The 6,261-nt window shown below is 60.9% G+C and carries 8 protein-coding genes; 5 read left to right on the forward strand and 3 right to left on the reverse strand.

The features are described 5' to 3' along the window. Nucleotides 1-183 precede the first annotated feature (183 nt). Nucleotides 184-1,170 carry a calcium/sodium antiporter gene (locus A9D60_RS22800; protein WP_065269719.1) on the forward strand — a complete coding sequence of 329 codons (987 nt, stop codon included), beginning with the start codon at nt 184-186 and terminating at the stop codon, nt 1,168-1,170. Between the two features lie 10 nt (nt 1,171-1,180). On the opposite strand, the gene A9D60_RS22805 is transcribed toward A9D60_RS22800, so the two are convergent. Beyond that, nucleotides 1,181-1,873, reverse strand: coding sequence for a DUF2270 domain-containing protein (locus A9D60_RS22805; RefSeq protein ID WP_065269720.1), 693 nt, complete (start codon nt 1,871-1,873; stop codon nt 1,181-1,183). A 235-nt stretch (nt 1,874-2,108) separates the two neighbouring features. Then, nucleotides 2,109-2,309, reverse strand: coding sequence for a hypothetical protein (locus tag A9D60_RS22810; protein WP_065269700.1), 201 nt, complete (start codon nt 2,307-2,309; stop codon nt 2,109-2,111). A gap of 98 nt (nt 2,310-2,407) precedes the next feature. On the opposite strand from A9D60_RS22810, the gene A9D60_RS22815 reads away from it, so the two are divergent. Then, nucleotides 2,408-3,280 (forward strand): LysR family transcriptional regulator, encoded by an 873-nt coding sequence (locus A9D60_RS22815; protein WP_065269701.1) that lies wholly within the window; start codon nt 2,408-2,410, stop codon nt 3,278-3,280. A 288-nt stretch (nt 3,281-3,568) separates the two neighbouring features. Here the strand turns inward: A9D60_RS22815 and A9D60_RS22820 are convergent, their stop codons facing one another. Then, nucleotides 3,569-4,897, reverse strand: coding sequence for a hypothetical protein (locus A9D60_RS22820; protein ID WP_065269702.1), 1,329 nt, complete (start codon nt 4,895-4,897; stop codon nt 3,569-3,571). A 175-nt stretch (nt 4,898-5,072) separates the two neighbouring features. Here A9D60_RS22820 and A9D60_RS26740 point away from each other — a divergent pair, with 175 nt between their 5' ends. Genes A9D60_RS26740 through A9D60_RS22830 form a run of 3 tightly spaced genes read left to right on the forward strand, consistent with a single transcriptional unit; the run spans nt 5,073 to nt 6,032 of the window. Then, on the forward strand, nt 5,073-5,240 hold the full coding sequence (locus A9D60_RS26740; protein ID WP_175393019.1) for a hypothetical protein: 168 nt from the start codon (nt 5,073-5,075) through the stop codon (nt 5,238-5,240). Further along, nucleotides 5,233-5,424 carry a hypothetical protein gene (locus tag A9D60_RS22825; RefSeq protein WP_065269703.1) on the forward strand — a complete coding sequence of 64 codons (192 nt, stop codon included), beginning with the start codon at nt 5,233-5,235 and terminating at the stop codon, nt 5,422-5,424. Before A9D60_RS26740 ends, A9D60_RS22825 begins: the two co-directional genes overlap by 8 nt. A 41-nt stretch (nt 5,425-5,465) precedes the next feature. Then, a complete protein-coding gene (locus A9D60_RS22830) occupies nt 5,466-6,032 on the forward strand; it encodes a DUF6538 domain-containing protein (protein ID WP_065269704.1) in 567 nt (188 codons plus the stop codon). Nucleotides 6,033-6,261: the final 229 nt, after the last annotated feature.

A 6,261-nucleotide genomic window follows, 5' to 3' on the forward strand; every position in this document is an offset into this window, starting at 1 on the left:
GCGGAGGCCTCTTTCGGAAGAAGCGAATTTTCTCTTCCAGCCACTTGAAGGTGAGGACAGGGCGATCTCATTTTCATGCCAGAAGTGCCTGATGCTGTCTGCGGCACGGTTGCGGGCGGCGGTCAGCGGGGCGGCGGCGGCTGGCTCCGGACAATCCGGGTGCCGTATTTGGAAGGGTCTTACGTGTTTGATATCTGGCTGCCGCTTGTGGGCGGGCTGCTGCTGCTGATCCTCGGCGGCGAGTTTCTGGTGCGCGGCGCGGTGCAGGTTGCGGAGCGGTTCGGCGTGTCGCCGCTGGTGATCGGGCTGACCCTGGTGGGCTTCGGCACCTCGGCGCCAGAGCTGGTGACCTCGGTGCGCGCGGCGCTGGCCGGCGCGCCCGGCATTGCCTATGGCAACATCACCGGCTCCAACATTGCCAATATCCTGCTGATCGCCGGCCTGTCGGCGCTGATTGCGCCGATTGCGGTGCAGTCGGCAGCGCTGCGGCGCGATGGCGGTGTGATGCTGGCGGCAACGGCGGTATTTGCTCTGCTGGCGGCGACAGTTCCGGTGACGCGGGCTGCCGGGCTGGCATTTGTGCTGGTGCTGGCGGCCTATGTCTGGTTTGCCATCCGTCAGGAGAGAACGGCGCCGGCAGCTGAACACGGGGCACTGTTCGACAAGGCCGCGGCGCTGGAGGGCGTGGATCCGGCACTCACAGCTGCAACCCCGGTCCGGCTGCCGCTGTGGCGGCCGCTGGGTACGGCCCTGGGCGGGCTGGCGTTGGTGATCGGCGGCGGCGGGCTGCTGGTGGACGGTGCGGTTGAACTGGCGCACATGATGCAGGTGTCCGAAACGGTGATCGGCCTCACCATTGTTGCGTTGGGCACGTCGGCGCCAGAGCTTGCGACCTCGGTTGCGGCAGCACTGCGGCGTCAGGGGGAGATGGCGTTCGGCAATATCATCGGCTCCAACATCTACAACATCCTGGGTATTGGCGGCGCCACCGCACTGATTGCCCCCTCGGAGGTGCCGGAGCGGATTGCTGGCTTTGACAACGTGGTGATGCTGGGTGTGACGCTGGGATTCCTCACGCTGGCTTGGACCGGTTTGCGTGTGTCCCGGCGCGAGGGTGCAGCACTGCTGGTGGGTTACGCTGCGTATGTCTGGTGGCTGTGGCCAGCGTAGGCTGCCGCTCTCAGCCCATTGACGTCATTGACTTGCGCTTACTGGCGCGGGCGGCGTCGGTGCGGGCGCTCCACCAGGCGATGCCGCCCCACAGCACCACGTAGAAGACGCCGGTGCCCAGCACCAGCTCGCCCGGGAAGGGGCCGATGTCGGCGCGGTCCAGGGCCTGCTGCCAGCTGGTTACGCCCGTGGGGTGCACGGCCAGCTTGCCCGCATAGGCCATCGACTGGATCAGCAGGATCCAGAAGTAATTGCGCCGGATCCGCCGTCCAATCGCGGTCATCACGCCAACGTGGTACTCGGGCCGCAGGTAATCGGCGGCCAGCACGTCCTGCCAGTGCTCCTCCAAGTGCAGGTCGCCCTCCACCAGCATCGGAGTGTAGAAATGCGTCTCCATCCAGCGGGCGCGGGCCCGGAACACGTTGAAATAGCGGTAGCGGCGGGCCTCCAGCATCAGGAAGAAGATGATCAGCACGCCCACCAGGATCAGCGGCAGCGGCGAGGCCTCGGGCGAGGAATAGGAGATCGACAGGGCCACCCCCAGTGTTACCACGGACCAGTTGGTGGTGGTGTCGAGCCGGGTGCGCCAGACCGTGCTGCGGTAAATCTCTCCGCGGTAGAGATGCGCAAGTGCTCCGACTTCGTCTGGTGACAGCGGTGCGCGGGCATCCGCTGCCGTCTGTTCGCTCTGTGACTGGGTCATCAGGAGAGGGTAGTTTTCTACCGCAGCCGGGCAAATTTTTTTCACCAGTTTGATCCGCATCAAACTTTGCAGCCCGCAAGCAGGGTAAAACCGCAGGTGAAAGAGATTGCTGCTTGGCCAATACCCCTCCTGGGCAGCAAGAAATCCCGCGAGGCCGACGTGCAGGCCAAACGGGTCATGCGCCGGTTTTCCGATCTGTTCGCGCGTTTCCTGGAAAACCGGCGCTTTTTTCGTCCTAAATCTTCTGCGGGTTGACGCAGCGGACCCGCAGCGGCCGCCCGCGCAGCCATGCGGTGAGCCTGGCCAGCAGACCCGGGGCGCGGGGCGGTGCCTGGTAGGCGCGCGGCAGCGGCTCGGCGGGCGGCAGATCGCCCAGCCGCACACAGTCCTGGCGGGCGGCGGTCATCATCGAACGGGCATAGATATCATTCAGCATGTCACGGCCTCCTGTTCTGGCGTGTGATCCCGACTCTTGCCTGAATGTGCGATTCCTGCGAGTTAAGAAGAATGTCATTATGTAAGGGCTGATTACATATGGATTGGCTGCACATGCCGCCGCTTGCGGCGCTCAGGGCTTTTACTGCCTTTGCTGAGACAGGAAATGTGGTGCAGGCAGGCGCCGCGCTGAATGTCAGCCACGCTGCCATAAGCCAGCAGCTGCGGGCACTGGAGGCGCATCTGGGCGCGCGGCTGTTGGACCGCAGCGGCCGGGCGCTGGCATTGACAGCGGACGGTGCCCATCTGGCCCGGGCGCTGCAACTGGGGTTCGGCGCGATCGAGGCTGCGGTGCAGGAAATTTCCGCTGCCGGCGCGGCGCGGCCGCTGCATGTCACCTGCACGCCGATGTTTGCCGCCCATTGGCTGATGCCGCGGCTGGCGGAATTTCAGGCCAGCCACGCGGAGATCGACCTGGTGCTGGATCCTCGGGGCGAGATTGTGGAGCTGAAGCCGGGCGGGATCGACCTGGCCATCCGCTATGGCGACGGCAACTGGCCGGGGATGGACACCCGGATGCTGCTGCAGTCGCCCATGGTGGTGATCGCCGCGGACAGCCTGCTGAGGGGGCGCCGGGTGGCCGCGCCGGAGGATTTGCTGGACCTGCCCTGGCTGGAGGAACTGGGCACGACGGAGGCTTCGCGCTGGCTGGAATCGCGGGGCGTCACGGACAGCCTGCGCGGTTCCCGGACCCGGTTGCCCGGCAATCTGCTGATGCAGGCGGTGCGCGCAGGGCAGGGGGTTGCGGTCAGTGTCCAGGCGTTCGTCGAAGAGGACCTTCAGGCGGGCCGCCTGTGCGCCTTGTTCACCGAGGGCGAGGACCGGGGGTATCATGTCGTGACCCGCTCAGGCGTGCTCCGCCCGGAGGCGCGCAAGCTCGCTGCCTGGCTCAGCCGCCAGGCTGGCGCCTGAAGCCGTTGCGGCTAATGATCCGGCTCTGTCGGAGCCACCAACGTCTTTTTCTGTTTGCGGAAAGGCCGATGGCTGGGGTGGTAGGAAGCCTTGCGTCCCGATCCGCTTCATCGCCTTAGCCGAACCGCTAGCAAATCTGGGGCAGTTCCTGGGGCGAAACGTAGTGAAGCCTGGGGCAACTCGGTAACTAACGACCCGCCAGCAGACCTCTGGAGGCCCGCTAGCAGTTGATTTCGACCGTGGACGTGGCGCGGTGTGTCGGGTGGGTTTGCTGCAGGAGATTGCGGACTAGTTGAAATCCTCAATTGGTGTTTCACCCTCTTCCAGCGTCACTTTTTTGATCGGTTGGGGGGGAGCTGGTTGCCAAGCTCTCAAATGAGCAGCTGCTAATTCATAGAACTTAGGGACAATAACCTCCAGATCCTCGATAAACGTTTTGCGCCCAGAGAACCTAGCTCCGGTTCTCTCTACAAGCTTCACTTCAAAACTATGAGGAACTAGATCTGGATTGTCGGTTTGAAGCAGCAAGGGGTCTGTACGAAGTTCAGCAACGCTACGTGTGGTCGGAGAAACTCGTCCAGGCCAAAGCGCCGACAGTAAAAGTCTTTCGTCATCCTCCGGCAGCATGCGCAACACCCAGTTAATCCGTGCTTTAGTCGACTTCCTGTCGCCTGGAGCCTTGAGGACCATTGAAGCGGAAATGGTTCGCAGCCCGAGGTTTGCAACAACATTGATGTCTCCCGCCAAGTTCGGCACCTGAAATATGCTGGTGAGCGTCCGGTTTTCGACTAAAGCCTGTGCCGCTTCTCGTGCACGAAGTCCGGGGTCATCCCGCAGCTTCCGCTCGATTTTGACCGATACTGCAGTTTTAATATTTGTAGATAGGTGCAAACTTAAGTCACGCTCCTCAGCGTGCCAGCAAGCCACTGCTTCTTCGACTTCTGGTGACGTTCGTTTAAGGACAGTTTCGTTGGAAACGGACTGAACAAGACTTTTCCACTCTGGCCCCATCTGAGTGAAGCGCTCCACCCCTGTTGAAGGATGGTCAAGAAACTCCATCAGCTCTCTCATCAGAAACATCTGCTCCGCGTCCTCGACGCCGTCCTGCAAGGAAAGCAGCTCGCATTGCGTAGCCAGCCATGACCACGACCAATGAAACAGATCCGTTTTTCTTAGGAGTTTCTTGGAAACAGGTACGGGAGAATGATCCGCTCGCGAGACGAATTGGTTGGAAACCGTAATGACCGCGTCTACCCCGTTTGCACGAGCGAGTTCGATGTATTTTGTGACCTGTTCTTCTGTAAGCTCGTTTCGCGCAATTTTCGTCTCGACCAAGGCTGACCAACGACGGCTACCCGTCTCCAAGACTATAAGCCCGTCAGGACGGCAGTTGTTTCCGGTCTTTTCCTTCAATACCACCTCAGTGAAAGTTGATATTTTCGTCCTCACTCCCACTCTCTGACCCACGCTCGATAAAACTTCCACCGCCATTGGGTGAACCTGGGCGAGGACGGCTAAGAAGATCGAAGTTACCCGACGCTCCCGGTTTGTTTCGGCCAGAGCTGGAAAAAGACGAGCGGGTGCTCCGAACTCAACGAAATCAGGCATAGTCGTCATAGAAAATCCTCAAGTGCTATCGCTTTAGTAGAAGCCTAGCGAATGCGTGCACGCACAGCAACAATCAGCTTTTCTTAAAAAGTACTGTTCCAGCCAAGCATCGTGTCTTCTTTAATCGAACAAACCGAGCCCTTTGATGCATCTAAAATAGAAAGCAATCACAGGAGTTTGTACAATGAAGCACCTATCTGCCCTCGGCGTCCTCGCCGGGGGTTTTCTTTTGTCTCCGCCGCCGAAAGCTGTGCTGACCACAGTTCTCTGGGTTGTCTCCCGCTCTCATCCCGCCGTCTCGGCCCTCGTGCTGCTGGCAGTCGTGTCGGCCTGGAAGAACGGCGATGACTGAATTGGACCTGCAACCCGACGATGTGGTGGTCATTCGCGCGTCTGAAGACTGGCCGGAGCACCTGTTTCGGATCACTGAAGTCTTTGACGACTGCGTGGGCGGCTACTCACTGAACGGACCACTGGAAGGCGAATACGGCGAGCCGGGCTTCGACCTGATCCTGAGGGTCTACGAGGGCGACTGACGCCCCAAATCCCAACAATCTAGCTAGAAGGAGGAGGCGCTATGTCTGCTCAGATCAAGTATGCGTACTTGAAAGGCCATACGTGGCTTTATCGGCGCAACTACCCCAAGGATGTTGCCGTTGTGCTCGGTCAGCAAGCCTTGAAGCAATCGTTGAAGACCCGGGACACTTCGACAGCCCGCGCCCGGGCAGCGGAGATAAACGCCCGCTACGAGACGCTGGTGGCAAGGATACGGTCAGAGGCCGAAGACGCACTCTCTGCCCCGGAGAGCCGCGCAAGCGTCCCGGGATGGGCAACGGAGCCGGAGGCCGCTCTTGACCGCCTGCGGGCCACTCTGGAGCACTCAGGTACAGTTCTGGAGCGCCCTGAGTTCAACCGATTGGTATCCCGCGAGAAAACCCTGATCCGTGATGCGAGCAGAGTATATACTAACAGGAGGAGTAATGAGCTTCGGCCCGGCGGCTTCAAGTCCGTCAGATACTCAGTTGGGCTGTTCGCTAGCCAGTACGGTGACAGGTCCCTTTGCAGCTTGTCCCGGACGGAGGGGCGGGAGTTCCTCGGTGCGATTGCCCGGCTCTCACCGTTGATCTGTGAGTGCTGGACGTAATCTCCCCAAAACGGCTGGATGAAAATTCCCCAGTTTGGCGCCGATGCCGATGATCAGGGGGGCATGCCCCCCTGATCATCGGTCGCGCATACTTCCCCTGTAGAGGCCAATGGAAAGGCTCGCAGGTGGTGGGATTGAGGGAGATCGTGATGATCTTTGAATTGAAGCGGCAGGGCCTTGGCATCAGCGCAATCGCGCGGCAGACCGGGCTCGACCGCAAGACGGTAAG

Source organism: Leisingera sp. JC1, from assembly GCF_001679925.1.
Taxonomy (GTDB): Bacteria; Pseudomonadota; Alphaproteobacteria; order Rhodobacterales; family Rhodobacteraceae; genus Leisingera.

Coding starts and splice junctions, on each gene's coding strand:
- A9D60_RS22805 (WP_065269720.1), bottom strand. CDS start 1,873: ATGACCCAGTCACAGAGCGAACAGACGGCAGCGGATGCCCGCGCACCG.
- A9D60_RS22810 (WP_065269700.1), bottom strand. CDS start 2,309: ATGCTGAATGATATCTATGCCCGTTCGATGATGACCGCCGCCCGCCAG.
- A9D60_RS22815 (WP_065269701.1), top strand. CDS start 2,408: ATGGATTGGCTGCACATGCCGCCGCTTGCGGCGCTCAGGGCTTTTACT.
- A9D60_RS22820 (WP_065269702.1), bottom strand. CDS start 4,897: ATGACGACTATGCCTGATTTCGTTGAGTTCGGAGCACCCGCTCGTCTT.
- A9D60_RS26740 (WP_175393019.1), top strand. CDS start 5,073: ATGAAGCACCTATCTGCCCTCGGCGTCCTCGCCGGGGGTTTTCTTTTG.
- A9D60_RS22825 (WP_065269703.1), top strand. CDS start 5,233: ATGACTGAATTGGACCTGCAACCCGACGATGTGGTGGTCATTCGCGCG.
- A9D60_RS22830 (WP_065269704.1), top strand. CDS start 5,466: ATGTCTGCTCAGATCAAGTATGCGTACTTGAAAGGCCATACGTGGCTT.